At 57.6% G+C, this 26615-nt stretch carries 24 protein-coding genes, 1 riboswitch and 1 other annotated feature (1 of these 26 cut by a window edge); of the genes, 12 read left to right on the top strand and 12 right to left on the bottom strand.

Going from position 1 to position 26615, the window contains the following annotated elements; genetic code table 11:
• Nucleotides 1-71: 71 nt before the first annotated feature.
• From ACTQ3R_RS12010 to ACTQ3R_RS12030, 5 genes are all read left to right on the top strand, one after another.
• Nucleotides 72-1208, top strand: a complete 1137-nt coding sequence (locus tag ACTQ3R_RS12010; RefSeq protein WP_441779809.1) for an aminopeptidase — start codon at nucleotides 72-74, stop codon at nucleotides 1206-1208.
• Nucleotides 1205-2473 carry a peptidase T gene (gene pepT, locus ACTQ3R_RS12015; protein WP_441779810.1) on the top strand — a complete coding sequence of 423 codons (1269 nt, stop codon included), beginning with the start codon at nucleotides 1205-1207 and terminating at the stop codon, nucleotides 2471-2473. The genes ACTQ3R_RS12010 and pepT overlap by 4 nt, the downstream gene beginning before the upstream one ends.
• Entirely contained in the window at nucleotides 2466-3539 is a 1074-nt protein-coding gene (locus tag ACTQ3R_RS12020; protein ID WP_441779811.1) for a M24 family metallopeptidase, read from the top strand. The genes pepT and ACTQ3R_RS12020 overlap by 8 nt, the downstream gene beginning before the upstream one ends.
• 172 nt (nucleotides 3540-3711) lie before the next feature.
• Nucleotides 3712-4341, top strand: a complete 630-nt coding sequence (locus ACTQ3R_RS12025) for a sugar O-acetyltransferase (RefSeq protein WP_441779812.1) — start codon at nucleotides 3712-3714, stop codon at nucleotides 4339-4341.
• Nucleotides 4342-4353: 12 nt separating this feature from the next.
• Nucleotides 4354-5433 (top strand): DUF2974 domain-containing protein, encoded by a 1080-nt coding sequence (locus ACTQ3R_RS12030; RefSeq protein WP_441779813.1) that lies wholly within the window; start codon nucleotides 4354-4356, stop codon nucleotides 5431-5433.
• A gap of 33 nt (nucleotides 5434-5466) precedes the next feature.
• On the opposite strand, the gene ACTQ3R_RS12035 is transcribed toward ACTQ3R_RS12030, so the two are convergent.
• On the bottom strand, nucleotides 5467-8094 hold the full coding sequence (locus ACTQ3R_RS12035; protein ID WP_441779814.1) for an NYN domain-containing protein: 2628 nt from the start codon (nucleotides 8092-8094) through the stop codon (nucleotides 5467-5469).
• Nucleotides 8095-8371: 277 nt separating this feature from the next.
• Between ACTQ3R_RS12035 and ACTQ3R_RS12040 the strand changes: the two genes are divergently transcribed.
• The 4 genes from ACTQ3R_RS12040 to prmA all read left to right on the top strand — a co-directional run bounded on the left by ACTQ3R_RS12040 (nucleotide 8372) and on the right by prmA (nucleotide 11760).
• On the top strand, nucleotides 8372-9265 hold the full coding sequence (locus ACTQ3R_RS12040; protein ID WP_441779815.1) for a putative ABC transporter permease: 894 nt from the start codon (nucleotides 8372-8374) through the stop codon (nucleotides 9263-9265).
• A gap of 81 nt (nucleotides 9266-9346) precedes the next feature.
• Entirely contained in the window at nucleotides 9347-9871 is a 525-nt protein-coding gene (locus ACTQ3R_RS12045; RefSeq protein WP_441779816.1) for a DUF1836 domain-containing protein, read from the top strand.
• A 41-nt stretch (nucleotides 9872-9912) separates the two neighbouring features.
• A complete protein-coding gene (locus ACTQ3R_RS12050; protein ID WP_441779817.1) occupies nucleotides 9913-10785 on the top strand; it encodes a DegV family protein in 873 nt (290 codons plus the stop codon).
• Nucleotides 10786-10818: 33 nt separating this feature from the next.
• Nucleotides 10819-11760, top strand: coding sequence for a 50S ribosomal protein L11 methyltransferase (prmA, locus tag ACTQ3R_RS12055; protein ID WP_441779818.1), 942 nt, complete (start codon nucleotides 10819-10821; stop codon nucleotides 11758-11760).
• Nucleotides 11761-11799: 39 nt separating this feature from the next.
• Here prmA and metK read toward each other — a convergent pair whose 3' ends face one another.
• The 5 genes from metK to ACTQ3R_RS12080 all read right to left on the bottom strand — a co-directional run bounded on the left by metK (nucleotide 11800) and on the right by ACTQ3R_RS12080 (nucleotide 16680).
• The gene (gene metK / locus ACTQ3R_RS12060) at nucleotides 11800-12984 is read right to left on the bottom strand and encodes a methionine adenosyltransferase (protein WP_441779819.1); all 1185 of its coding nucleotides are present in this window, start codon (nucleotides 12982-12984) and stop codon (nucleotides 11800-11802) included.
• A gap of 74 nt (nucleotides 12985-13058) precedes the next feature.
• Nucleotides 13059-13157, bottom strand: a riboswitch (SAM riboswitch).
• Between the two features lie 43 nt (nucleotides 13158-13200).
• A complete protein-coding gene (locus ACTQ3R_RS12065) occupies nucleotides 13201-13680 on the bottom strand; it encodes a methylated-DNA--[protein]-cysteine S-methyltransferase (protein WP_441779820.1) in 480 nt (159 codons plus the stop codon).
• A 112-nt stretch (nucleotides 13681-13792) separates the two neighbouring features.
• Nucleotides 13793-14692, bottom strand: coding sequence for a 3-hydroxyacyl-CoA dehydrogenase family protein (locus ACTQ3R_RS12070; protein WP_441779821.1), 900 nt, complete (start codon nucleotides 14690-14692; stop codon nucleotides 13793-13795).
• Nucleotides 14693-14903: 211 nt separating this feature from the next.
• The gene (locus tag ACTQ3R_RS12075; protein WP_441779822.1) at nucleotides 14904-15407 is read right to left on the bottom strand and encodes a GreA/GreB family elongation factor; all 504 of its coding nucleotides are present in this window, start codon (nucleotides 15405-15407) and stop codon (nucleotides 14904-14906) included.
• A gap of 28 nt (nucleotides 15408-15435) precedes the next feature.
• Entirely contained in the window at nucleotides 15436-16680 is a 1245-nt protein-coding gene (locus tag ACTQ3R_RS12080) for an adenosylhomocysteinase (protein WP_441779823.1), read from the bottom strand.
• A 181-nt stretch (nucleotides 16681-16861) separates the two neighbouring features.
• Here ACTQ3R_RS12080 and ACTQ3R_RS12085 point away from each other — a divergent pair, with 181 nt between their 5' ends.
• Nucleotides 16862-17797, top strand: a complete 936-nt coding sequence (locus tag ACTQ3R_RS12085) for a hypothetical protein (protein WP_441779824.1) — start codon at nucleotides 16862-16864, stop codon at nucleotides 17795-17797.
• 97 nt (nucleotides 17798-17894) lie between these two features.
• Here ACTQ3R_RS12085 and clpB read toward each other — a convergent pair whose 3' ends face one another.
• The 4 genes from clpB to ACTQ3R_RS12105 form a co-directional block, all read right to left on the bottom strand.
• Nucleotides 17895-20489: an ATP-dependent chaperone ClpB gene (gene clpB, locus ACTQ3R_RS12090; RefSeq protein ID WP_441779825.1), complete on the bottom strand. Its 2595-nt coding sequence runs from the start codon at nucleotides 20487-20489 to the stop codon at nucleotides 17895-17897.
• A 181-nt stretch (nucleotides 20490-20670) separates the two neighbouring features.
• Entirely contained in the window at nucleotides 20671-21081 is a 411-nt protein-coding gene (locus ACTQ3R_RS12095; RefSeq protein ID WP_441779826.1) for a CD1247 N-terminal domain-containing protein, read from the bottom strand.
• A 215-nt stretch (nucleotides 21082-21296) separates the two neighbouring features.
• Nucleotides 21297-21860: an elongation factor P gene (gene efp / locus ACTQ3R_RS12100; protein ID WP_441779836.1), complete on the bottom strand. Its 564-nt coding sequence runs from the start codon at nucleotides 21858-21860 to the stop codon at nucleotides 21297-21299.
• Between the two features lie 177 nt (nucleotides 21861-22037).
• On the bottom strand, nucleotides 22038-23573 hold the full coding sequence (locus ACTQ3R_RS12105; protein ID WP_441779827.1) for an oligosaccharide flippase family protein: 1536 nt from the start codon (nucleotides 23571-23573) through the stop codon (nucleotides 22038-22040).
• A gap of 125 nt (nucleotides 23574-23698) precedes the next feature.
• Here ACTQ3R_RS12105 and ACTQ3R_RS12110 point away from each other — a divergent pair, with 125 nt between their 5' ends.
• Nucleotides 23699-24475 (top strand): enoyl-CoA hydratase-related protein, encoded by a 777-nt coding sequence (locus ACTQ3R_RS12110; protein WP_441779828.1) that lies wholly within the window; start codon nucleotides 23699-23701, stop codon nucleotides 24473-24475.
• Between the two features lie 102 nt (nucleotides 24476-24577).
• A complete protein-coding gene (locus tag ACTQ3R_RS12115; protein ID WP_441779837.1) occupies nucleotides 24578-25483 on the top strand; it encodes an AEC family transporter in 906 nt (301 codons plus the stop codon).
• Between the two features lie 59 nt (nucleotides 25484-25542).
• Here the strand turns inward: ACTQ3R_RS12115 and rplL are convergent, their stop codons facing one another.
• Nucleotides 25543-25920 (bottom strand): 50S ribosomal protein L7/L12, encoded by a 378-nt coding sequence (gene rplL / locus ACTQ3R_RS12120; RefSeq protein ID WP_441779829.1) that lies wholly within the window; start codon nucleotides 25918-25920, stop codon nucleotides 25543-25545.
• 70 nt (nucleotides 25921-25990) lie between these two features.
• Nucleotides 25991-26545 (bottom strand): 50S ribosomal protein L10, encoded by a 555-nt coding sequence (gene rplJ, locus ACTQ3R_RS12125; RefSeq protein ID WP_441779830.1) that lies wholly within the window; start codon nucleotides 26543-26545, stop codon nucleotides 25991-25993.
• Nucleotides 26546-26569: 24 nt separating this feature from the next.
• Nucleotides 26570-26615: a sequence feature (ribosomal protein L10 leader region), on the bottom strand (it continues 87 nt past the right edge of the window).

A 26615-nucleotide genomic window follows, 5' to 3' on the forward strand; every position in this document is an offset into this window, starting at 1 on the left:
GGGGCAGAAGAGATTTCTTCTGCCCCTTGCTTATTCCTGCGCTTTTGATTAATATGAGAAAGGAAGATACTATGGAAGATCCACGCATTCGAAAGTTGGCCCGTTTCCTTATCCGCGGAGCGGTGGAGCTGAAGGCGGGAGAAAAAATCCTCATCGAGCTTCACGGCAGTGAGACCGGGCTGATGAAGGCCCTGGTGCAGGAGGCCTATGCCGTTGGCGGCAAGCCTTTTCTCCACATTTTTGATTATGCCGTGGAGGGCGCGCTGGTCCAGGGGGCGGACGCCGAACATATGGAAGAGATCGCCTCCTATGAGCTGGAGCGCATGAAGGACATGGATGCCTACATCGACATCCGGGCCACTGCCAACATCAGCATGTGGCACAATGTCTCGGACGAAGCCCAGCGGCGTTACCGCCAGTACTACTGGGGTCCCATCCACCTGGCCCAGCGGTGCAACCACACCAAGTGGTCTGTCCTGCGCTATCCCAACGACGCTATGGCCCAGCTGGCAGGGATGTCCACGGAGGAATATGAAGACTTCTACTTCAAGGCCTGTCTGGTGGACTATGAAAAAATGGGCCGGGCCATGGAGCATTTGGAAGCTCTGATGGACCGCACCGACCGGGTGCACATCGTGGCTCCGGGGACTGACCTCACCTTTTCCATCAAAGGCATCCCCTGCTATGGTATGCATGGGAACCGCAACATCCCCGACGGCGAGATCTATACTGCCCCGGTGAAGGACTCTGTCAACGGCCACATCACCTATAACTGCCCCTCCCCCTTTGACGGTTTTCTCTTCCGGGACATGTACCTGGAATTCAAAGACGGCAAGATCGTAAGCGCCACCAGCAACAATACCCCATATATGAACGAGATTCTGGACATTGACGAGGGGGCACGCTACATCGGCGAATTTGCTTTGGGAGTCAACCCCGTCATCACCCACCCCATCGGCGACATCCTCTTTGACGAAAAAATTGCCGGCAGCTTCCATCTGACCCCAGGCAACAGTTATGACAACACCTCCAACGGCAACCACTCCGCGGTCCACTGGGATCTCATCCAGATTCAGACCCCGGAGTACGGCGGCGGCGAAATTTGGTTTGACGATGTACTCATCCGAAAGGACGGCCGGTTCCTGCCCCAGGAATTGCAGTGTCTCAATCCAGAACATCTTATGGACGAAGAAAGGGAGGCAACATGATGGATACCGTTGTAAACCGCCTGGTGCGGTATGCCAAAGTATACAGTGAGAGCGATTACTACGGCCAAAGCGGCACACCCAGCGCTCAGCGGGAATTTGACATGGCTCATCTGGTTGTGGAAGAACTTCACGCGTTGGGAATTGATAACGCCTTTGCGGACGAGAAGTGCTATGTCTATGGCTGGCTCCCTGCCACCCCCGGCTATGAGCATCTGCCCGCTATCGGCCTCATCGCCCACATGGATACCAGCCCGGATATGACCGGCAAGGATGTCAAGCCCCAGATTCTCCATTATGAGGGGGGCGACATCGTGCTCAACCGGGAGCTCAACATCGTCATGGAGGCCAAACAGTTCCCGGAGCTTGCCAAGTATGTGGGACAGGACCTGGTGTGCACCGACGGCACCACCCTTCTGGGGGCGGATGACAAGGCCGGTATCGCCATTATTCTCCAGGCGGTGGAGGAGCTGTTGGCCCAGCAGACCCCTCACGGTAAAATCTGTCTGGGCTTTACACCCGACGAGGAGATTGGCCGGGGGGCCAGCAATTTTGACGTTGCCGGCTTTGGCGCCGATTTTGCCTACACAGTAGACGGCGGAGAAATTACCGACTATGAGTATGAGACCTTCAATGCCGCCATGGCAGAAGTCATCGTCCATGGGTTCAGCATCCACCCCGGTTCCGCCAAGGACAAGATGAAAAACGCCCTGCTCATGGCCATGGAATTTAACGCTCTGCTGCCCGCCCTGGAAACACCCGGCCACACGGAGGGCTATGAAGGATTCTTCCATCTCCAGGAGATGGAGGGGAAGGTAGAGCAGGCCCGGATGGTCTATATCATTCGGGACCACAGCATGGAGCGCTTTCAACAGCGCAAAGCCGCCTTCGAAAAGGCCGTGGCAGAAATGAACCGCCGCTATGGCACCGGTACGGTGGAAGCCAAGGTGGAGGATCAGTACTATAACATGTATGAGCGCCTGAAAGACCACCCGGAAATCCTCGCACTGGCCGAAGCGGCCATGCGGGCCGGCGGAATCGATTCTCCCACCCATTCTCCCATCCGGGGCGGCACGGACGGCAGTGTGCTTACTTTCAAAGGGCTTTTGTGTCCCAATCTGCCCACCGGAGGCCATAACGCCCACGGCCGCTTTGAATATGTGCCAGTCCAGTCTCTGGAGATCGGCGTAAAGACCATAAAAGCTCTGGTAGGAGCAGAACTGGTAGAAGAGATTATGATTGGAAAGGAGTCCACCCACCATGTATGAAGCACGGATCCGCCGGGTACTGGAAGCCCTGGAGCAGATGGGGCTCGAGCAGATGATCGTCTGCGATCCCGACAGCATTTGGTATTTGACGGGGTACTATGTAGAGCCTTATGAGCGGCTGTTGGCACTGTACCTGCAAAAAAACGGAAATCACAAGTTGTTTTTAAACCGGCTGTTCCCGGTCCCCCAGTGCCCCTATGAGCAGGTCTGGTTCTCGGATACCGATCGCTACCTGGAAATTTTGGCCCAGCATGTGGACGGCACCCGCCCCATCGGCATTGACAAGGACTGGCCCGCCCGGTTTTTGCTGCCCCTGATGGAGTATCATCCCCAGTGCCGGTGTCTTCTGGCCTCGGACTGTGTGGACAATGCCCGTGCCTGTAAGGATGAGACAGAGCGGGACCTCATGCGCCGGGCCTCTGCCATCAACGACATGGTGATGGAGCGGACAGCCGCGTTTATTCGTGAGGGGATGACTGAGCGGGAGATTGCCGACTACATTGTCGCCCAGTATGCCGCCGAGGGTTGTGATGATGTGGCGTTTCATCCCATTGTGTCCTTTGGCGCCCATGGAGCCGACCCGCACCACCAGCCAGACCAGACCTGCCTGAAGCAGGGGGACTGCATCGTGATCGATACCGGCTGCCGTAAGGACCGCTATTGCTCCGACATGACCCGAACCTTCTTCTGCGGACAGCCTGATCCCAAGCACGCAGCGATTCACGATCTGGTCCGGGAAGCTAACGAAATTGCCGAGCAGCTGGTCCGCCCCGGCATTCCCCTGTGTGAGCTGGACAAAGCCGCTCGGGACCACATTGCCGCAGCGGGCTATGGGGAATACTTTACCCACCGGCTGGGCCACTTTATTGGTCAGAAGGAGCACGAAAAGGGAGATGTCAGCCTGTCTGCCCTGGACACGGCAAAGCCTGGAATGATCTTCTCCATTGAGCCGGGCGTCTATCTCCCCGGAGCGTTCGGCGTCCGGGTGGAGGATTTGGTCCTGGTGACTGAGGAAGGCTGTGAAATTCTCAATCACGTGGACAAGCACTGGAAAAGCATAGGCTGAGAAGACGCTTTTTGCAGCAACAGGCAGGGGGTGAGAACCGGTTCTCGCCCCCTGCCTCTCTTAACCGGGCCGATCCGCAGCGTGTTCTTTCCTGTATTTTCTTCCGTACGCTTCTTTTTTCCCAGACGCTATGATATAATTTCTCAACCGCTGCAACCGGGAGGTCAGATCTATGAACCACAAAGAGCGTATGCTGGCAGGGCTGCCCTACCAGGCCTGGAAGGACGGCCTGGCCGAGGCCCGCCTGGAGAACAAGAAAAAAATCTATGCCTTTAACCACATGCCCCCCCAGGGCCCGGAGCCCATTGCCGCCGCCCTTAAGGGAATTTTGGGCAAGGCCGGGGAAGATGTGTACATCGAGGCCCCCTTCCACTGTGACTATGGCTTTAACATTGAGGTGGGAGAGCACTTTTACGCCAATTATAATCTGGTCATTTTGGACATATGCAAGGTAACCATTGGAGAATACGCGATGATTGGCCCTAACGTAGCCATCTACGCCGCCGGCCATCCCATCCACCCCCAGGCCAGAAATTCCGGTTATGAGTACGGCGCCCCCATCACCATTGGAAACAATGTGTGGATTGGCGGCAACACCGTCATTCTCCCTGGGGTAACCATTGGCAACAATGTAGTCATCGGCGCCGGGAGTGTGGTCGGGCACGACCTGCCCGACAATGTGGTGGCGGTTGGGAATCCCTGCCGGGTCGTCCGGGAGATCGATGAGGAGGAGCGCCGCTGCTACCGCCGGGGCTGCCCCTTTGATGTGGATGACTACCTCACTCCCATGGGAGAGCGATAAGGAGGAAAAAGCTTGACCAATCTCTTTGACTACCTCACCTGGCGGGGCGATCTGACCATGGAGCAGGTCCCCCTGTGCCCAGTGGATGCGCTTATTTTGTCCGCTTTATCCTACGTCCACTTTGGGGATCTCATTCCCGCCGGGTCCTCCATCCCCATTGGTCAGGCAGCCCGGACTTACCTGGCAGCCCCGGTGGAAAAGCGCGGGCGCTGCCGGTGTGAGGACGATTTGAAGCTGCTTCAAGCCCTGATGGAAGCGCCCCGTTTTTCTTCTCTGTCTCTCAGTCACTATGAGGACCGGTTCATCCCGGAGGAGGAGACCCAGTTTGGGGCTCTGGCCGTCTCGCTGCCGGACGGCTCCGCCTTTCTGGCCTTTCGGGGAACCGATGCCACCTTGGTGGGCTGGAAAGAGGATTTTAACATGAGTTTTCTGGATACCGTCCCCGCCCAGCGGGCAGCGGCAGACTATGCCCGGCGCTTTGCCTCCTCCTTCCCCGGCCCTCTGCGCCTGGGCGGACACTCCAAAGGAGGCAATTTGTCCATCTTTGCTGCCGTCTCTCTCCCCACCCGGCTTCGGGACCGGGTCCGGGAGGTATATAGTTTTGACGGTCCGGGGTTTACCTCCTACCTTCTCTCTAAGCCCGGCTATCAGGAGCTGCTCACCCGGATCTTCACCTTCGTCCCCCAATCCTCAGTGGTGGGGATGCTGTTGGAGCGAAAAGAACCCTACACCGTGGTGCGCAGCAGCCGGGTGGGCATTTTCCAGCACGACCCCTACGCCTGGGAGGTGTTGGGAGGCGGCTTTGTAGAGGTGGAGGCAGTTACCCCCGGCAGCCGTCTCACCGACCGGACGGTATCCACCTGGTTGACGGAACTTACCCCCAGTCAGCGGGAACAGGTGGTGGATACGGTATACGGCCTGCTCTCCTCCGGGGACGCAAGCCTGCTGGAAGAGACCTTTCAGCCTCAAAACCTGGGTGCCATCCTTCGGGCCGTGAAGGATACCCCAGGCAAGGACCTTTTGGCGGTCACCGACTCTCTCAGCCGCCTGGTGCGCGCAGCGGCCCAGGCGATCCGGGAGGAGACCACATAAAAAATCCGGCTGTCCTCAGGGGCAGCCGGATTTTTACGGTCTTTGCGTGATTTTCGCGGTGTGCTTCACTTTGCCCAGGTCCCGGTTTCGCTGGTTGTGCCGGGCCACCAGTTTGGAAATCTCTCCCTGGACCTGCTCCACCTCCGCCTGGAAGGCTCTGGCGGACAGGCGCAGGGCCCCGTGACCCAGAATGATCATCTGCTCCAGGGCATCGGAGGTAGCCACCCGGACCCGGTGCTCCTTCCCCAGGTCGTAGGTTGCCTTTTCGATGTAGGCGTCCGCTGTCTCCGCCTCCTTGGTGTAGACCACATAGATGTTTTCTTTCTTTTCCACCGAGCCGGGATTTCCCTTCACCTTGTAGGCATCAAAGACCAGAATGACCACACACTTGCGAAACCCCTGGTAGTTGGACAAAATCTCCTCCAACGCCCCACGTGCGGCAGAGACATCCTGGGCAGCCAGCTTTTTCAGCTCCTCCCAGGCAAAGATGATGTTGTAACCGTCCACCAGCAGGTACTCCGGCCCGGTCTTCTGGTTCCGGATGGTATATTTTCCCTCGTCCAAGCTGGTGCGGGCAGGCTTCTTCTGGGGCTGAAAGGCCTTGGTTTCCACCTTGCCGTAGGTGCGCTCAAAGATGGCCTGGAGCTCCTTGTCCTGCTCCAGGCTGCCCCCCCGGTACTCCCGCTGTCCTCCGGCGGGGGCGGTGGGCTGGGGAATTTCCTTCTCCCCTCCCAAACGCAGGCCACTGTCCACATGCATATAGTCCCGGACCTGGTCCCACTTTACATTGAACCCCCCTCCGTGGGCACAGAACACCGAATCTGGAGTGTTTTCCACATCCCGCTCCGGATCATAGCCTACCTGGGCGACCACCTCTTCCTGGTTTGGGCAGGGCTCGTACCCCCGCAGGGAACAGCTCAGCCGCCCCCTCCCACGGGTGTAGGCGGTGACCTCACGCCAATAGTCCCGCAGCCCCGCCACCGGGGCATGGCCGGTCAGCAGAACGTTCTCTCCCTCCTGCTCCGGGGGTTCCACCGTCCCTCCCATTCCCTGGATGTCCGTCATGGCCCGGCCCACACAGTCCACCGGAAGCTCTAGCTGGAAATTATAGTGGGGTTCCAGCAAAAGGCTCTCGGCCTGCATAAGGCCCTGCCGCACCGCCCGGTAGGTAGCCTGGCGAAAGTCGCCCCCCTCCGTATGCTTCACATGGGCACGCCCCGCTACCAGGGTGATCTTCAGATCGGTAATCGGGGAACCGGTGAGCACCCCACGATGGCGCTTTTCCATCAGATGGGTGAGAATGAGCCGCTGCCAGTTAAGATCCAGCTGGTCGGTGGGACAGCTTGTCCCAATGTGAAGGCCGCTCCCCCGCTCCCCAGGCTCCAACAGCAGATGGACCTCGGCATAGTGCCGCAGGGGCTCAAAATGGCCCACTCCCTCCACAGCGTTGGTGATGGTCTCCCGGTAGACGATATTTCCTACGCCAAAGGTCACCTCCACCCCGAACCGCTCCCGAATGAGCCGGGTCATGACCTCCACCTGCACCTCTCCCATAAGCTGAAGGTGGATCTCTTCCAGTGCCTCATTCCATATAACCCGCAGCTGGGGATCCTCCTCCTCCAGTTGGCGGAGGTTTCGAAGCATGGTGTGGCGGTCGCAGCCCTGGGGCAGGATCACCTGGTAGGTCAGTACCGGCTCCAGCTCCGGCTCCCCCGCAGGGGGCTCAGCCCCCAGTGGATCCCCCGGACGGGTCTGACTTAGTCCAGTCACCGCACAGACCGTTCCCGCCGGAGCCTCCTCCAGGGTCTGGTACTTGCTGCCGGAATAGATGCGGATCTGGTTGACCTTCTCCTGCCAGGTCCCATTCTCCCCCTCCAAAAGGGTGCGCACCTTCAAGCTGCCTCCCGTCACCTTCAGATAGGTGAGCCGGTCACTGCCATCCCGTGCAATTTTAAAGACCCGTGCGGCAAATTCGCTGGGGTACTCTTTCCGGGGCCCATAGGCGGCCAAACCGCCCAGCAGCGCCTCTACCCCCTCCAGCTTCAAAGCGGAACCAAAATAGCAGGGAAACATGAGCCGCCGGGCCACAAGGTCCGCGGCGTCTTCTGCCGTCACCTCTCCTCCGGAGAGGTAGCGCTCCATAAGCTCCTCGTCACAGGCGGCCAGGTCCTCCTGGATGGGAGAGAGCCCACCTCCAAAGTCCGTACAGCTTCCATCCAGCTTGCTGCGCAGCTCCCCCAGAACCGCTTCCCGGTCCGCCCCCGCCAGATCCATCTTGTTGACAAAGAGGAAGGTAGGAATCTTGTGCTTTTCCAGCAGCCGCCACATGGTACGGGTATGGCCCTGCACCCCGTCTGTGCCGCTGACCACTAAAATAGCACAGTCCAATACCTGGAGCGTGCGCTCCATCTCAGCAGCAAAATCCACATGACCAGGGGTATCCAGAAGGGTGATGGCCCGCTCTGCCCAGGTAAGCTCTGCCTGTTTGGAAAAGATGGTGATCCCACGCTCCCGCTCCTGGACATCGGTATCCAGAAAGGCGTCCTTGTGGTCCACCCGCCCCAGCCTGCGCACCGCACCGCTGTGGTAGAGCAAGGCCTCGGACAGTGTGGTCTTTCCCGCATCCACATGGGCCAAAATTCCGACGATCAGCTTGTTCATGTCATCCCCCGCTGCACTTTCATTGTTGTTAACTATCAGGATACCCTTTTTCTCGCCCTTCTGTCAAGCGGACCTTCTCAAGGATTGGCGAACGCTCCCTCTCCTCACTCCATCTGCCTCCCGTTCGGCTGAGCCGCATAGCTGTCTCTTGGGAGCTCCCACAAGTTGGTTTCTTAATTTTTCTTATTTTTTCCTCCCTGCTCCATCTCCAGGGTAGACATTTTCCTGTATTTCGCTTATCATTAAGTGTCGAGTCCTCTGAGAAAGGAGTCATCCTATGCTTTATCACGCTCTTTGGGTCTTTTTTGTGTACGCTTTTTTGGGCTGGTGTACCGAGGTGAGTTATGCCGCCACCAAAAGCGGAAAATTTGTCAACCGTGGCTTTCTCAACGGCCCCTGGTGCCCCATTTATGGCTTTGGGGTGGTTATTGTACTGGCCTTTCTGGAACCTTTAAAGGACAATCTGTTTCTTCTGTTTTTAGGCTCTGTGATCCTCACCTCCGCTTTGGAGTGGCTGACCGGCTTTCTGCTGGAAAAGCTCTTTGCCCAGCGGTGGTGGGACTATTCTGACGAGCCGTTTAACCTCAGCGGCTATATCTGCCTGCGGTTTTCCCTGGCCTGGGGCTTTGCCTGTCTCTTTGTAGTCAAGCTCCTTCACCCCACGGTTCTGCTCTTGATCCGCCTGATTCCTCATCTGGTGGGACTTGTTCTGCTGGGCATCCTGGTGGTGGTCATGGCCATCGACCTGGCGGCCACCGTCTCTGCCATTGCCAAACTCAATCGCCGTCTGGCGCTTATTGATGAGCTGGCCGGGCACATTCGGGAAGCCTCCAACGACTTTGGCGAGGACCTGGCCGAGCGGGTACTGGATGCGGCGGAAAAGGGAGCTGATTGGCGGGAAGATCTGGAGGAACTCTCCGACCGGCTCTCCCAGCGCCGGGAGGAATTCTCTGACGATCTGGATGAGCTGAAAGACGACTTCCAGGCCCGCCTGGAGGCCCGCAAAGCTCAGAACCGCCAGCAGCTGCAGGAGTGGAAGGACGCTATCCAGGCGCTCATGGACAAGGAGAGCTTTGGGCAAAAGCGCCTGCTGAAGGCTTTCCCCTCTCTGCGCTCTCTCCAGCACCGGGCTGCTATGGACCGCCTGCGCCGCCATCAAAACCACTCCTGAAGGGCTTCCTTCCCCGTTGATATTTCAAAAACCCCGTGATATAATATTGAAGATAACATCATAAGAAAGGGATCATTGCCCATGGAAGAAATTCAGGATCTTCGCAGACGCATGGAGGAGGAGCGCCCCACCCGTTGGGAGGAGCTGCCTGACATTGCCCTCTATATGGACCAGCTCATCTCCTATATGCCCCGGCAGCTCATCCGGTTTGACCAAAATACTTCTCTCACCTCTGCCATGGTCAATAACTATATCAAAGATGGCCTTGTCCCCCGTGCAGAGGGAAAGCGGTATGGGCCGGAACACCTGGGTTATCTCACCGCTGTGGTAGCACTCAAGCAAATCTTGTCTGTACGGGACATTGGCGCCCTACTCAACGCCGGCCGTGAGACGGGGAAGAGTTCCCCTGAGCTCTACGACTACTTCTGCCAGGCCTTGGACCGGGCCATGCATGAAACGGCCCAGGCCATCGACCCGGAAGCGAAGGAACAGGACTTGGCACGAATGGCCCTGGACTTTGCCCTGCGCAGCTACGCAAACCAGCTGGCCTGCGCCCGGATCCTGGACGTTCTCCAGCCTCGGGACGAAAAGGGCAAGCGGAAATAAACGGGTTCCCCGTTTGATTTTAGACGCAAGGAGAGATTGCAATGTCTGATTTTATCATCTTAACCGACTCCTCTGCCGACCTTGGGGCCGACATGGTCCAGCAGTTGGACGTTCAGGTACTTCCCCTCAGCTTTTCCATGGACCAGCAGATCTATCACAACTACCCGGACAACCGGGAGATCGACCCCCACGCCTTTTACCAGCTGCTTCGCCAGGGACAGGTTGCCACCACTTCCGCCATCAACGTGGCCCAGTATACCGACGCTTTAGAGCCCCTGCTCCAGGCCGGGAAAGATGTGCTGGTTCTGGCCTTCTCCTCTGGGTTGTCTACCACCTATAATTCCTCCCGGATCGCTGTGGAAGAACTGTCGGAGAAGTACCCTGAGCGGAAAATCTACACCGTGGATACCCTGTGTGCCTCCCTGGGCCAGGGCCTGCTGGTCTATCTGGCCGTCAAGGAGCAGAAAAAGGGCCGTTCCATTGAAGAGGTTCGGGACTGGGTGGAGGAGAACAAACTCCACCTGTGCCACCAGTTTACCGTGGATGACCTGCACTTTTTAAAGCGGGGCGGGCGAATCTCCGCTACTACCGCCGTCGTGGGCTCCATGCTTCAAATCAAGCCGGTCCTCCACGTGGACAATGAGGGCCACCTGATCAACATTGCCAAAGCCCGCGGCCGTCAGGCCTCCCTGAAAGCCCTGGTGGACAAGATGGAAAAAACCGCCATTGACCCCGCAAACCAGGTGGTCTTCATCAGCCACGGAGATTGTCCGGAAGATGCTCAGACAGTGGAACAGATGGTAAAGGAACGCTTCGGAGTGAAGGAAGTCTACATCAACTATGTAGGACCTGTCATTGGCGCCCATTCCGGCCCAGGCACTCTGGCCCTGTTCTATGTGGGCACGGAGCGCTGAGCACGTTTACCAATTGAGAAGGAGGTTCTCGCTTTGGAGGAAACAAAATGGCTGGAGGTAGCCGTCAACACCGCCCCTGACAAGCTGGACGAGGTGTGCGCCAAATTGACCGCCGCCGGGATGGACGGCCTGGTGATCGAGGATGAGGGAGAGTTTCTCCGCTTCCTGGAGCAGAACAAGCAGTACTGGGACTATGTGGACCAGGAGCTGCTGGACAAGATGAAGGGCGTTACCCGTGTAAAGTTCTACGTCACCGACGACGAGGATGGAGAAAAGCAGCTCGCCCAGTATACCCATGGCCTGGGCTGGGAATATACCGTCACCCCCCTCAGTGACAATGACTGGGCCTATAGCTGGCAGAAGTACTATAAGCCCCTGGAAATCGGCACACGGCTCTATGTGGTGCCTCAGTGGATGCGGGATGACCCCGTTCCCGATGGGCGGGTCCCGTTTTATCTGAACCCCGGCCTCACCTTTGGAACCGGCTCTCACGCCTCTACCCAGCTTTGTCTGGAGGGCGTGGAGGAGCATACCAAAGCCGGCCGGGCCGTGCTGGACCTGGGCTGTGGCAGCGGCATCTTATCCATCGCCGCCCTGTGCCTGGGAGCCGGGGATGCGGTAGCAGTAGACATCGACCCCAAGGCGGTGGACGTAGCCTATGAAAATGCCGCCCTCAACGGCATTGGAAGAGACCGCTACACCGTCCGGGCCGGAAATGTTCTTTCCGACGCCGCTCTGGCTCGGGAACTGTCTCAGCGGCAGTACCACTTGGTACTGGCCAATATTGTGGCCGATGTGATCATCCCCCTGGCCCCCCATGTCCCCTCTCTGCTGGAGGAGGACGGCGTGTTCCTCTGCTCGGGAATCATCGACACCCGTGCCCACGAGGTGGAGGATGCCCTGCGCAAAGTGGGGCTGAAGCTGACCCGCAAGCGGGAGAAAAACGGCTGGGTGGCCCTGGAAGCAACCAAATAAAAAAGGCTGGAACGGAAAATCCGTTCCAGCCTTTTATTTTTATGCCAGAGCCTTCTTCAGCTCTTCCACCCGGTTGAGCTTCTCCCAGGGCAGATCCAGGTCGCTGCGGCCAAAATGGCCGTAGGCGGCCGTCTGCCGGTAGATGGGCCGGCGCAGGTCCAGGTCCCGGATAATGGCAGCGGGGCGCAGGTCAAAGACCTTCTCCACCGCCTCTTCCAGCTTGCTGTCGGAAACCACACCGGTACCGAAGGTGTCCACCCGCACAGAAACGGGCCGGGCGACGCCAATGGCATAGGCCAACTGCACCTGGCAGCGCTTGGCCAGACCGGCGGCCACCACGTTCTTGGCCACCCACCGGGCCGCGTAGGCCGCGGAGCGGTCCACCTTGGTAGGGTCCTTCCCGGAGAAAGCGCCGCCGCCGTGGGGAGCACTGCCGCCGTAGGTGTCCACAATGATCTTCCGCCCGGTGAGGCCGGAATCCCCCTGGGGACCACCCACCACAAAACGGCCGGTGGGGTTCACATAGATCTTGGTCTCATCATCCAGCAGTTCCTTGGGGAGAATGGGCTTGATGACCAGCTCGATCATGTCCTTGCGGATCTGTTCCAGCTCCACTTCGGGGCCGTGCTGGGTAGAAACCACCACCGCGTCAATACGCTTGGGGGTGTCGTCCTCGTTATACTCCACGGTAACCTGGGTCTTGCCGTCGGGCCGCAGGTAGTTCACCTGGCCCTCCTTGCGCACCTTTGTCAGCTGGATGGCCAGCTTGTGGGCCAGAGAGATGGGCAGGGGCATCAGCTCCTCTGTCTCATCACAGGCGTAGCCGAACATCATGCCCTGGTCACCGGCGCCGTTGTCCAGCCCGTCGTCCTGCTCGCCCTCCTTGGCCTCCAGGCACTTGTCCACACCCATGGCAATGTCGGGAGACTGCTCATCGATGGAGGTAAGTACCGCACAGGTGTCACAGTCAAAGCCAAACTTTGCCCGGTCATAGCCGATGTCCCGCACCACTTCCCGTGCGATCTTGGGGATGTCCACATAACAATTGGTGGTGATCTCACCCATCACATGCACCAGGCCGGTGGTCACCGTCGTCTCACAGGCCACACGGGACATGGGGTCCTTCTCCAGCATAGCGTCCAGCACTGCATCGGAAATCTGGTCACAGATCTTGTCGGGATGCCCTTCGGTGACGGATTCAGAAGTAAAAAGTCTCTTTGCCATAATTCCATTCCTTTCTTTTTGTCGGGAGGATGAAAAACGCCCCGCCAGGCGGCGGAGCGTTGCGTTTTTATGCACCCTCATCTTGCGATACACTACCGCCGGATTTGGCACCTTGCCAAAGGCAGGTTGCCGTGGTTTCATAGGGCCGGTCCCTCAACCACTCTTGATAAGGCTATTGAGTTGTACTGGACGATTATAGCAGGTTTTTTCCGTTTGTCAACCGCTTTCTCCATTTCTCTTCAAAACTTGTTGCTCCAGCTCCAACAGACGCCGTTTCATATCGATCCCCCCGGCATAGCCGGTAAGCGTCCCGTTCGCTCCCACCACCCGGTGGCAGGGCACCACGATCCACATAGGGTTTTTCCCATTGGCCGCTCCCACCGCCCGGACCGCCTTCGGGTTCCCTACGGCTTGGGCAATCTCCCGATAGCTGCGGGTCTGGCCATAGGGGATCGTCTCCAGCGCAGCCCAGACCTTTTTTTGAAACTCCGTCCCCCGCAGCTCATAAGGAAAGTCAAACGTCTTCCGCTGGCCAGAAAAATATTCCTGCAGCTGGGAAAACACCTTCTTCGTCAGCTCTGTAGGCTCTCCCCGCTCTTTTGTGGGTTCCACTGTGCGCAGACGCAGGAGAACATCCCCCTCATAGTCCATACGGACGGGACCAAAAGGGCTCTCATAAATGGCAAATCCGGCCACAGCGCTCACTCCTCTTGTTTTTTCTGAGTATATCACATTCCGCCCCCACTGAACAAGTCTTAAAAAGCCGGGCTGCTCCCATTGGAACAGCCCGGCTTGATGAAACAAAAACTTACAGCTTGTGGCCCTGGGTAAGCACAGGGTTGACCCCCAGCTTCTTGCCGTTTTCATAGAGATAGAAGCCAGCGCCGCTCTTGCGGCCCAGGAAACCGGCGGTGACCATCTTCCGCAGCAGCAGGGAGGGGTGATACTTCTCACCATACTCCTTGGACAGCACGTTCATAACGTTGAGCAGGATGTCCAGACCGATCATGTCGGCCAGCTCCAGGGGACCCATGGGGTGGTTGCAGCCCAGCTTCATGCCGTTGTCCACATCCTCCACACTGCCGATGAAGGAACCAACGATGACACAAGCCTCGTTGAGCATGGGCAGCAGGGCACGGTTGACGATAAAACCGGGCTTATCATCAGCCAGGATCAGGGTCTTGCCCATCCGCTCGCCCACTTCTTTGATGCTGTCCAGCACGTCCTGGGCAGTGAGCAGGCCAAAGATGACCTCGCACAGGCGCATCTTGGGCACGGGAGAGAAGAAGTGCATACCTACCACGCGGGAGGGCCGCTTCGTGGCGGCGGCCAGGGCGGTGAGGGAGATGGAGGAAGTGTTGGAGGCAAAGATCGTCTCGGGGGGGCAGATCTCCTCCAGCTGGCTGAACACAGCCTGCTTGGCCTCCAGATTCTCAAAGACAGCCTCGATCACCAGATCGGCATCCTTGGCGCCCTGGATGGTATCGTCCAGAGCCAGACGGGGCAGGGCAGCCTCCACGGCCTCTTGCGTCATGCGGCCCTTCTCCACTTCCCGCTCCAGAGCCTTCTGGATGCCCATCTGAGCACGCTCCAGAGCCTCGCGGCGCTGGTCATTCAGTACTACATCATATCCGTTAACAATAGCGGTCTGGGCAATGCCGCTGCCCATCAGGCCGGCGCCCACTACAAAGATTTTCTGGATTGCCATGGCAATTATCCCCTTTTCTTTCCATTTAATTTTGTTTTGGTTCGTCTTCCGCCCTTCCAAAACAGAAGGCGCAACCAGCTTTCGCCGCTATCTTAGCACATCAATTGCCGCACGTCTCCGCATAAATGGGCTTAAAGTATGCAGATATTATGATTTCAAAATTTTCTCCAATTTTCCTCTGGGTTACGCTATATTTTCTGGACGTTTTCCCTCAATAACGGTTCAGAGCGGCAGTTCCATCGTCTGTTCCCTTCTCAATCTGGCGGACGACAGCCCAATAACCATAGTCCTTGTTCACCTGAACAAAGAACCGCTCCCCCACCTTCTTTCCCAGCAGGGCGGAACCCATGGGGGACTCCTTGCTGATGAGGCCATGGAGCACATCCTGGCGCACCGTGGTCACTACCTGCCAGGTCTCCTCCTCGTCATCCTCTTCCAGATAGATGGTGACCTTATCATAGAGGCCCACTGCATCGGCGGCGGAGTGGTCTTCATAGACCCGTGCCGTCTTGATCATGTTCTCTAGATAGCGGATTCGGCTCTCATTTTTGTTCTTCTCCTGCTTCGCAGCCTTATACTCAAAGTTTTCGCTCAAATCTCCAAAGGACCGGGCTACTTTTACCTCTTCCAGAAGCTGGGGGCGCAAGGTAATGCGCCGGTAGTCCAGCTCCTCCTTCATCTTTTGGATGTCAATTTTGGTCAGTTCGTTATGCATACCATGTTCACTTCAATCTTATGGTTTCTTACGCCTTCCACCCGGCCAGATAGTCTTTCTGCTCCTGGGTGAGGGTGTCGATGGACAGCCCCATGGCGGCCAGCTTCACCCGGCCGATCTGGTCGTCGATCTCATCGGGAACAAGATAGACCTTCTTCTCCAGTTCCTGACGGTGCTTGGCCAGCCACTCCAGGCTCAGGGCCTGCACGGCAAAGGACATGTCCATGATCTCAGCAGGGTGGCCGTTGCCTGCGGCCAGATTCACCAGCCGGCCCTCGCCCAGCACGTTGAGGGTGCGGCCGTCCTCCAGGCGGAAGCCCTCGATGTTCTCCCGGCGCGGGAAGCGCTCCACAGCCATCTCCCCCAGGGCGGCTACATCCACCTCGCAGTCGAAGTGGCCGGAGTTGCAGAGAATGACGTTGTCCTTCATCATCTCAAAATGCCGCCGGACAATGACATCCTTGCAGCCGGTGGCAGTCACAAAGATATCGCCGATCTTAGCCGCCTCGTCCATGGGCATGACCCGGAAGTTTTCCATGGTAGCCTCCAGAGCCTTGAAGGGGTCCACCTCGCAGACAACAACATTGGCTCCCATGCCCTTCGCCCGCATGGCAATTCCTTTGCCGCACCAGCCATAGCCGGCCACCACCACGGTCTTACCCGCCACAATGAGGTTGGTGGTGTTCATGATGGCGTTCCAGGTGGACTGACCGGTGCCGTATTTGTTGTCATAGTAGTGCTTTGCCTTGGCATCGTTGACGGCCATCATGGGGCAGGGCAGAATCCCCTCCCGCTCCCGTGCATAGAGCCTGTGGATGCCGGTGGTGGTCTCCTCACAGCCGCCAAACAGCCGGTCGCCGTACTGGGCGCACTTGCCCCCCAGCAGATTCACCAGATCTCCCCCATCGTCCACAATAAGGTGGGGGCGGCACTTCAGGGTCTCCACCAGCAGATCCTCATACTGCTGGGGCGTCACCCCGTGCATGCCGTAGGTGTCCACTCCCATCTCCGCCACAGCGGCGGCTACATCGTCCTGGGTGGACAGGGGATTGCAGCCGGTAAGATGGACGTCGGCACCGCCTTCCCGGAGCACCAGCCCCAAATTGGCTGTCTTAGCCTCCAGGTGGACGGAGACCGCGATGGTCAGCCCTTCAAAGGGCTTTTCCCGGCGAAAACGCTCCTCGATCTTCCCCAGCGTAGGCATAAAATCCCTCACCCACTGGATCTTCTGCCGCCCCGAAGGGGCCAGGGACATATCTCTCACAATGCTCATGGCAAACGCCTCCCAATGATTTTGTTCGGGTTTTTCTGCTTTCTATTTTATCATACTTTCCACTGTAAAAAAAGCGGTTTTTCTTCTCCCGGAAATGTTTACACTTTGGATATAGACATTTTACAGAAAAATGGATACAATATCTTTTACTTGAATAATTTTGAAACGAGGAGGCTTTTCCATGAAAGCCATTTCCCGCGGTCTGAGCAAATTCTGCTACAATCACCCAAAGCTTGGAATCCCCGAACTGATGAAATATATCGCTCTGGGCAACGTATTTGTCTTTGTAGCGGATATGCTCACTGGAAACATGGCCACCGCATTCCTGGATTTTTATCCCCAGCTTATTTTACAGGGCCAGGTGTGGCGGCTGATTACCTTTGTGTTTGTGCCCCTGGGCACTGGGGCCACTTCTCCCTTTGCACAAACCTTCCTTTTTGCCCTGTCTACCTTCTTCTATTACTGGATCGGCTCCGCTCTGGAGCGGCAGTGGGGGACCACTCGGTTTACCGTGTTTTATGGGTTGGGCGTTATCTTCAATATCATCGCAGGCTTTATCATCTACGCGGTTCTCCGCAGCCAGCTGAGTGCGGCGGGCACCATCGCCCCCGCTCAGATCCAGGAGATTCTGTCTTTCGTCTCCACCGCCAGCATGTCCTATGTGAACATGTCTATGTTCTTCTCATTTGCCACCCTCTACCCCGATATGCAGGTACTGCTGTACGGCATTATCCCCCTGAAGGTAAAGTGGCTGGCCTGGCTGGACGTGGTGTTCTTTGTATGGGAGATCGGTTCCTCTCTCCTCGGCCGCCAGTGGATCATGGCTTTGGTTCCCATCATTGCCATTCTTAACTATCTATTTTTCTTCTGGGAAGATCTGGCCTCTATGCTCAACCGGGGCCGCGTCCGGGTACAGCACCGGACCTCTGCCCAGACCATCAATTTCAAAAAGGCCCAGAAGGACCTGCGGGAACGGCGGGGCTATCTTCACAAGTGCTCTGTGTGCGGTATCACCGATCAGGACGATCCCAATATGGAGTTCCGCTACTGCTCCAAATGTAACGGCTACTACTGCTACTGTGCCAACCACATCAACAACCACACCCACGTACAATAAATCTGCTCCGTCCCCATTGGAGCTGCTCTCCCCAACGAAAAAGCAGACACACACAAAACTGTGCGTGTCTGCTTTTTTCTTGGGTACAATCTGAGGCTTATTTCACCACAAGCTCACCATTCTCCACATCCACGGTGAGCTGCTGGCCGCCCTCCACCTGGTCGGCAATGATCTTCCGGCTGATGAGGGTCTCCACCGTATGCTGGAGATACCGGCGCAGAGGACGGGCGCCGTAAATGGGGTCATAGGCGGCGTCAATGATCTGATCCTTGGCCGCAGCGGTGAGCTCCACCGCGAGCTGCTTATCCTCCAGGCGGCGATTGATATCCGCCACCATCAGGTCAATAATGTGGGTCACATTCCCCTTCGTCAGAGGCTTATAGAAAACGATCTCGTCCAGACGGTTCAAAAACTCCGGCCGGAAGGAGCGTTTCAGAAGCTCGTTGACCTGATTCCGGGCCTCCTGAGAGATCTCCCCGTCTGCCCCGATGCCATCCAGCAGGAACTGGGAGCCCAGGTTAGAGGTGAGAATAATGATGGTGTTCTTAAAGTCCACGGTACGACCTTGACTATCTGTAATGCGGCCATCATCCAATACTTGCAGTAGAATATTGAACACATCCGGGTGGGCCTTTTCCACCTCGTCAAAGAGGATGACAGAGTAAGGCTTACGCCGCACAGCCTCGGTAAGCTGGCCGCCCTCCTCATAGCCCACGTATCCCGGAGGGGCACCGATGAGCCGGGAGACGGAGAATTTCTCCATATACTCGCTCATGTCGATACGCACCAGATTCTTTTCACTGTCAAAGAGGGCTTCCGCCAATGTCTTGGCCAGCTCCGTCTTGCCCACGCCAGTGGGACCCAGGAACAGGAAGGAGCCAATGGGCTTGTTAGGGTCGGCAATACCGGCACGGCTGCGCAGAATGGCCTCAGAGACCAGACGTACCGCCTCGTCCTGACCCACCACGCGCTGGTGGAGGATATCCTCCAGGTGCAGGAGCTTCTCCCGCTCACCCTCCATCAGGCGGGAGACCGGAATTCCGGTCCAGCGCTCAATGATCCGGGCGATTTCCTCTTCGGTGACCTTATCCCGCAGCAGGGAGCGCTGCTTGCCCTCATTGGCAATCTGCTCCTCCGCCTCCAGAGCTTTTTTCAGCTCGGGGATCTTGCCGTATTGCAGCTCCGCGGCACGGTTGAGGTCGTATTCCCGCTGGGCCTTCTCCAGCTGGGCGTTGGCCTCCTCCAGGTCCTCCCGGAGCTTTTGCACCTTGCCAATGGCATTTTTCTCGTTGTCCCACTGGGCCTTCTTGGCCTTGAACTCCTCCCGCATGTCGGAGAGCTCTTTCTGGATTTCACTGAGGTGCTCCTGGGAGAGTTTGTCCGTCTCCTTTTTCAGGGCGGCCTCCTCGATTTCATGCTGGATGATTTTCCGCTGGATCACATCCAGCTCCGTGGGCATGGAATCCATCTCGGTACGGATCATGGCACAGGCCTCATCCACCAAGTCGATGGCCTTGTCGGGCAGGAACCGGTCAGTGATATAGCGGTTGGAGAGCGTAGCGGCGGCAATGATAGCCCCGTCGGTGATCTTCACGCCGTGGTAAACCTCATAGCGCTCCTTCAAGCCACGGAGAATGGCGATGGCATCCTCCACCGTGGGCTCGTTCACCATCACCGGCTGGAAGCGCCGCTCCAGAGCGGCGTCCTTCTCGATATACTGCCGGTACTCATTGAGGGTAGTAGCACCAATGCAGTGCAGCTCGCCGCGGGCCAGCATAGGCTTGAGCAGATTGCCCGCATCCATGCTGCCTTCGGTCTTGCCGGCACCTACAATGGTATGCAGCTCGTCGATGAAGAGGATGATCTTACCCTCGCTCTTCTTCACCTCGTTCAAAACGGCTTTCAGCCGCTCCTCAAACTCACCCCGGTATTTGGCTCCGGCAATGAGGGCACCCATATCCAGGGAAAAGATGGTCTTGTCTTTCAAACTGGCGGGGACATCGCCTTTGACGATCCGCTGGGCCAGTCCCTCGGCAATGGCCGTCTTACCAACACCGGGCTCACCGATCAGCACAGGGTTATTTTTGGATTTCCGGCTGAGGATACGGATGACATTCCGGATCTCGTCGTCCCGGCCAATGACCGGGTCCAGCTTGTTCTGCCGGGCCCGCTCCACCAAGTCGGCGCCGTACTTTTTCAGGGCATCGTAAGTCTCCTCCGGGTTGTCAGAGGTAACCCGCTGGTTGCCCCGGACGCTGGCCAAAGCCTGCATGATCTTCTCACGGGTCACGTTATAGGTGCGGAAAAGCTCCTTCAGGTTGTTGTTGGGCCGCTCCAGCAGACCCAGGAACAGGTGCTCCACCGAGATATATTCGTCCTTCATGGCAGAAGCCTGCTCTTGGGCGGCGTTCAGGCAGCGGTCCACATCCTGGGCCACATAGACCTTGTCCGCTTCCCGGCCTCCTCCGGACACCTTGGGCAGCTTGTTGACCAGGTTGGCCACCGCCGCCTGAAAGCTGGGTACGGTCATCCCCGCGGCAGTGAGCAGCTGGGGAATAAAGCCCTCCTGGTCACTCACCAGAGCCAGAAGCAGATGCTCCTGCTCGATCTGCTGATTGCCGTATTGGGCTGCAAGATCCTGAGCTCCCTGAATGGCAGCTAAGGACTTTTGGGTAAATTGATTCATGTTCATATGGAACACTCCTTTCATGGAACAGTCTACGGTATGGTCTCAGTATAGACCGGCCCATGGGAAATTTCATGAACAAATTATGAATTTTTAGCACTCATTAAATGAGAGTGCTAAAAATTCAGTAAAAAAAGTCCCGAGCGCCAGCTCGGGACTTTTGGCAATACCTGTTTGGAACGGGGATTTACTCCTCGTCCTCCCCTTCCTCTTCCTCATCGTCGGAGAGGTCCATGGCATAGCGGGAACCGCACTTGGGGCACTCCACTTCGCCGTCGGCCAGTGCCTCGTCATCAATGACCAGGGTCTCGCCGCAGGTGGGGCACTCGACCTCAAACCAATCGTCGTCGTAGTCCTCTTCGTCGTCCTCGTCCTCGTCAAAGACCACGTCCTCCACATCGGCCAGGTCGTCGGAGAGCACATCGATCTCCTCGCCCAAGTTCAAGGCGTTCTCTTCCAGGTCCTCCACGGACATGGCCAGCTCCTCCAGGATGCCGATCATCACAGAGATGAGCTTGCCCTCTTTAGACTTCTCGGTATCCAGGTTCAGGCCCTCAGCCAGGCCCTTCAGATAGGCGACTTTCTCGGAAATAGTCATAGTCGTTCTCCTTTTCTGCGCCCGCCGGCGCGGTTCATGGTGTGAATCGTCCATCCGCGCTGCTCGCGACGGCTCGGACGCTTAAGCTGTCACGCCTCGCCTGCTCACGACGCGCGGCTTCCCTCCGTCTCGGGCTTAAAACAGATTTGCGGGCAAATCTTCGGTTTTTCGCCCTCGCTCCGGTCCATCCGCGCTGCTCGCGACGGCTCGGACGCTTAAGCCTTGCAGCGCTCCAGATACTCGCCGGTACGGGTGTCGATCTTGATCTTGTCACCGGGGTTGATGAACAGAGGGACCTTGATCTCAGCGCCGGTCTCCAGAGTAGCGGGCTTGGTCACGTTGGTGGCGGTGTCGCCCTTGAAGCCAGGATCGGTCTCGGTGACCTCCAGTTCCACAAAGTTGGGGGGTTCCACACCGAAGACGCTGCCCTTGTAAGACATGATCTTGCAGGTCATGTTCTCCTTGACGAACTTGAAGCTGTCGCCCAGCAGGTCCTTGCCGATGGGCAGCATATCATAGGTCTCCATGTCCATGAAGTAGTACAGATCGCCGTCGTTGTAGCTATACTCCATGTCCTTGCGCTCCACGAAAGCCTGCTCAAACTTGGCGGTGGGGTTGAAAGAGGTCTCGGTCACGCCGCCGGTGATGATGTTCTTCATCTTGGTGCGCACGAAAGCAGCGCCCTTACCGGGCTTCACGTGCTGGAACTCAACCACCTGCATGACCTTACCGTCCATCTCGAAGGTCACGCCGTTGCGGAAATCACTGGCAGAAATCATTGGCATAGGAATCATCCTCCATAGTATTATAACTTATGCTGATTCATTTTACCCTATTTTTCCCCCTTTGACAAGGGGGTCCAGGGAGAATTGCGGGCTTTCTCTGTAATTTTTTCCCCATCCGTCCCCTCTGTATTCCCCGCAGGCTCCGCCTCAGTTCGGATAAACAGGCCGATTTTACCCACGGCGGCGGATCATGCTCCTCAGCTCCACTCCCTGAGCCTGGAGGGCTGCCAAGTAAAGCAACAGGGCAAAGGCCAAAGTGGCAACTCCTGCACAGACGGGAGACAAGCCCTCGTCCTTCAGCATCCGAAACAGCAAATTTCCTACCAGAGCAGACAGTAAACTGGCCAGAGCGGGGGCAGTCATCCATCGGAAGAGTTCCAGACGCACCCCCGTGCGCCGACGAATCCAATAAAGGCACAAAACCAGCTCCAAGGCAGTCGATACCACAGCTCCCGCCACATAACCTCCCATGCCCACCCCAGGCAGAGGCACCAATGCCAGGGTAAACAGCAGCTGAATCACACCGCCCAGCAGAGAGATCGCCGCCACGGCCCGCTGGCCGCCCACTCCGTTGAGCGCGGAGGCCAAAACAGAACAAAAGCAGCTCATAGCCATCACCGCAGCCAGAGGGATCAGATGTTCCCCCACCCCCTCCTGATGGAACATAGCCCGGCCCAGGTCGGGACCTACCACTACCATTAAGGACATGGCCGGCAGCGTGAGCAGGGACACCGCCGACATGGCCCGGCCGACCAGCCGGCGCACCTCTCCCTCCCGCCCCAGGGCGGCAGCCCGTGCCAGCCGGGGCACCAGCACCAAATTGAGCGCCCCCAGGAATACAATAGGAAGCGAGAGCATGGGCATGGTCATCCCACACACTACGCCAAACTGGGAGACGGCCTGGGAACGCTCCACCCCTCCCTCTACCAACTTTTGAGGAATAAGGGTGGCATTGGCCGCCCCAAGTAAATTGCCCAGCAAAGCGTTCAGTCCCACAGGCAGGGCGATGGAGCATACCCGTCGCCGCCGGATCCTCCCCGGCTCCCCCGGTCCCTGTCCTTTCAGGCGGGCCAGACGGCGCCGGTAGAGCACCACTAAAGTGCAGGAGGAGAACACCTCACAGATTACCATGCCGCACACAATCAGCCCCACTACCCGTTCGGGGTACTGCGGCAGAAACAGCCACAGCAGTCCCAGCACTGCCAGTGTCCGGACAAACTGCTCCAGCAGTTCCACCACCGCCGGAGCCCGAACCAGTCCAGAGCCGTAGAACACATGTTTATGAAAATTTTCCACACCCGTCAGGGCCACGCAGGGCACTAACAGCATAAGCCCCAGCTGGGTTCGGGCATCCCCCAGCAGATGGACGGAAATGGCATCCGAACCCAAAATCACTCCAGTCCCCAGGGGAATGAGAGCCAGGAAAAAGATGCGCAGGCAGGTTCTTACCGTCTGGCCCACTGCTTTTCCATTTCTCAGAGCCAGATACTGGGAGGTCAGGTTGGAAATGGCCGCGGTCAATCCCACAGCCGTGAGGGACAGCAGCACGGAATATACCGGCATAATCAGTTGATAAAGCCCCATGACCTCCGCCCCCGCCATGCGGGAGAGCAGAACCCGGTAGCCAAAGCCCAACAGCTGAGACACCCCGCTCAAGGCGGTCAAAAACAGTGCCCCCCGTCCAGCAGACAGCATTTTCTCTTCCACGGACCATCCCCCCTCCCAACACTCTATTCACCGGGCGCTCTGTTTATCCGTTACCCCTTGCCCCAGGGAAAAAGTTGGGCTATAATAGGGGCATCACTCAATGATAGTTTAAGGAGGAGTTTCCCATGGCTTTTGTTGAACTGGAAAAAAAGGGCGCCGTTGGCGTTATTACCATGAACCGGCCTGAGGCGCTCAACGCCCTCAACGACCAGGTGCTCCGGGATCTGGATGGAGTGCTGGATCAGGTAGAACGGGATGAGGAGATCTTGGTAGTCGTCCTCACCGGCGCAGGCCGCTCCTTTGTGGCCGGGGCCGACATCGGCCAGATGGCTGGCTTTACCGCCGTGGAGGCCAAGGCCTTCGGTGTCTATGGAAACCAAGTGTTCCTGAAGCTTGAAAACCTTACCAAACCCACCATCGCCGCGGTCAACGGCTTTGCCTTGGGCGGCGGCTGCGAGCTGTGCATGGCCTGTGATATCCGCCTGGCCAGTGAGAAAGCCAAGTTCGGTCAGCCTGAGGTGGGGCTGGGCATTACCCCCGGCTTCGGCGGCACCCAGCGCCTTACCCGCATTGTGGGTACGGCTCATGCCATGGAACTCATTCTGACCGCCAAGACCATCCGGGCAGAGGATGCCCTGACCCTGGGGCTCGTGACCCACGTGTATCCCGCCGAGGAGCTCATGGACAAGGCCCTTGAGCTGGCCAATGCCATTGCCGCCAACGCCCAGATTGCGGTGCGCCAGTCCAAGGCCGCCATCCGCCGGGGACTCCAGACCGACATGGCCACCGGTGCCGCCTTTGAGTCTGAGGCCTTTGCCCTGTGCTTTGCCACTGAGGACCAAAAGGATGCCATGCGGGCTTTTGTGAATAAGGAAAAGATCACCTCGTTTAAAAACCGCTGAGTTCTTCCGCAAACCGCCGGCAGATCCTGCCGGCGGTTTCCTTCCGTCAAAACACTTCCAGAGGTGATCGCCACGAATCTGTCCGTTTTGTTTTCCAATCTGGTGGGGCTCTTTCTTCTCATTGGCGTTGGGGTTCTCGCTGTACGCCTAAGGCTGCTGCCCGCGGACGCTTCAAAGCCCTTAAGCGCGCTTTTAATGAAAATCACCCTCCCCGCCACGGTCTTCGCATCCATGATCCGTCCCTTCAATCCGGAATTTCTCAGCTCGGGAGCAGCTGCCCTGCTGATCAGTGCCCTGCTTTTCCCCCTATACGCCCTTCTCTCCCTTCCCCTGTCCCGGCTCTTCCAGGTTCCTGACGGCCGGAGAGGAATGTGGTGCTGCTGCACTACCTTCTGCAACCATGGCTTTATGGGTTTTCCCATAGTCTATGCTCTTTTTGGCGATGATGGGCTTATCCTGGCGGTTTTAATGGGCATACCTTTCAATTTGCTCGTCTACTCCCTGGGAGCCAAAATGGTGTGCATGGACGTTCCAGAGGGGAGCGCCCACGCCCCCCTCTCCCTGCGCACAGCCTTGATTTCTCCCATCAATGTGGCCATCGTCCTCAGCCTGATCTTTTATTTTGGTCAGATTCCGGTGCCTACCCCCATTTTAACCCCCATTCAGCACCTGTCCAATGTGACAACGCCCCTGTCTATGTTTGTCACCGGTATGAATTTGGCCCAGGGAAAAGTATCCGACACCATCCGCGACAAAGATTCCCTCTCCGCCTGTGTTGTGCGTCTGCTCCTCTTCCCAGTCATTACCTGGGCCATCACGCTTCCCTTTCCCAGCCTCAATCCTCTGGTGGTGGGCGTTACGCTGATCATCATGGCCATGCCCGCTCCCGCCGTCTCCACCATTATGGCAGAACAGTATGGCGGCTGCACTCAGGTAGGTGCGAGGATCGTCTTTCTCTCCAGTTTACTGTGTATTGTCACAATTCCCCTGGTCTCCCTGCTGTTATAAAGCTAAAAAAACAGGTGCTGTCCTACGACAGCACCTGTTTTTAACCTTTGGGAAAAAGCTTACTTCAGCTCGACCTTGGCACCGGCCTCTTCCAGCTTCTTCTTCATCTCCTCGGCCTCGTCCTTGGAGACAGCCTCCTTCAGGGTCTTGGGAGCGCCCTCGACCACGCCCTTGGCCTCAGCCAGGCCCAGGCCGGTGATCTCACGGACAGCCTTGATGACCTTGATCTTGGCAGCGGCGTCGAAGCCAGCCAGAACCACGTCAAACTCGGTCTTCTCCTCAGCAGCGGGAGCAGCAGCGCCGCCAGCGGCGGGAGCAGCCATAGCGGCGGCGGACACGCCGAACTCCTCCTCCAGAGCCTTAACCAGCTCGGACAGCTCCAGAACGGTCAGAGCCTTAACTTCCTCAATCAGAGCAGTAATCTTCTCACTAGCCATGATAATTTACCTCCTAATAGTAAAATTTAAATTAAAATGTGTCTCCCCTCATGGGAGCGGATTTTGCCGATTACTCGGCAGCGGGAGCCTCCTCGGCGGGAGCGGCTTCCTCGGCAGGGGCAGCCTCGCCGCCCTTCTCGGCGATGGCCTTCAGCACGATAGCCAGGCTGGTAATGGGAGCCAGCATCATGCCCAGAGCCTGAGCCTGCAGGACGTCCTTGGCGGGCAGCTCAGCCAGGGCCATGATCTCGTCCAGGGACAGAACCTTGCCGTCCATGAAACCGCCCTTGATGGTGAACTTACCTTCACCCAGCTGCTTGGCATACTTGTTGACCACACGCATGGGAGCGATGGGGTCGCCGGCGCTGGTAGCCAGAGAAGTGGTGCCGTTGAGCACCTCGTCCAGACCCTCCAGACCAACGTTGTTCAGAGCAAAGCGGGCCAGGGTGTTCTTGACCACGCCGTACTGCACCTCGTTCTGGCGCAGCTCCACACGCAGAGCGGTGTCCTCGGCGACGGTGATACCCTTGTAATCCACCAGCACACCGCTGGAAGCGCCCTTCAGCTGCTCAGTCAGAGCGGCAACGATGGCCTGCTTCTCAGAAAGAACCTTTGCGTTAGGCATTTTGGATTCACCTCCAGAAAATGATCCGCGCAACAAAAAACCTCCGGTCGTCAAGACAGGAGGACAGTAC

This window comes from Lawsonibacter sp. LCP25S3_E2, from assembly GCF_052117285.1.
GTDB lineage: Bacteria > Bacillota > Clostridia > Oscillospirales > Oscillospiraceae > Lawsonibacter.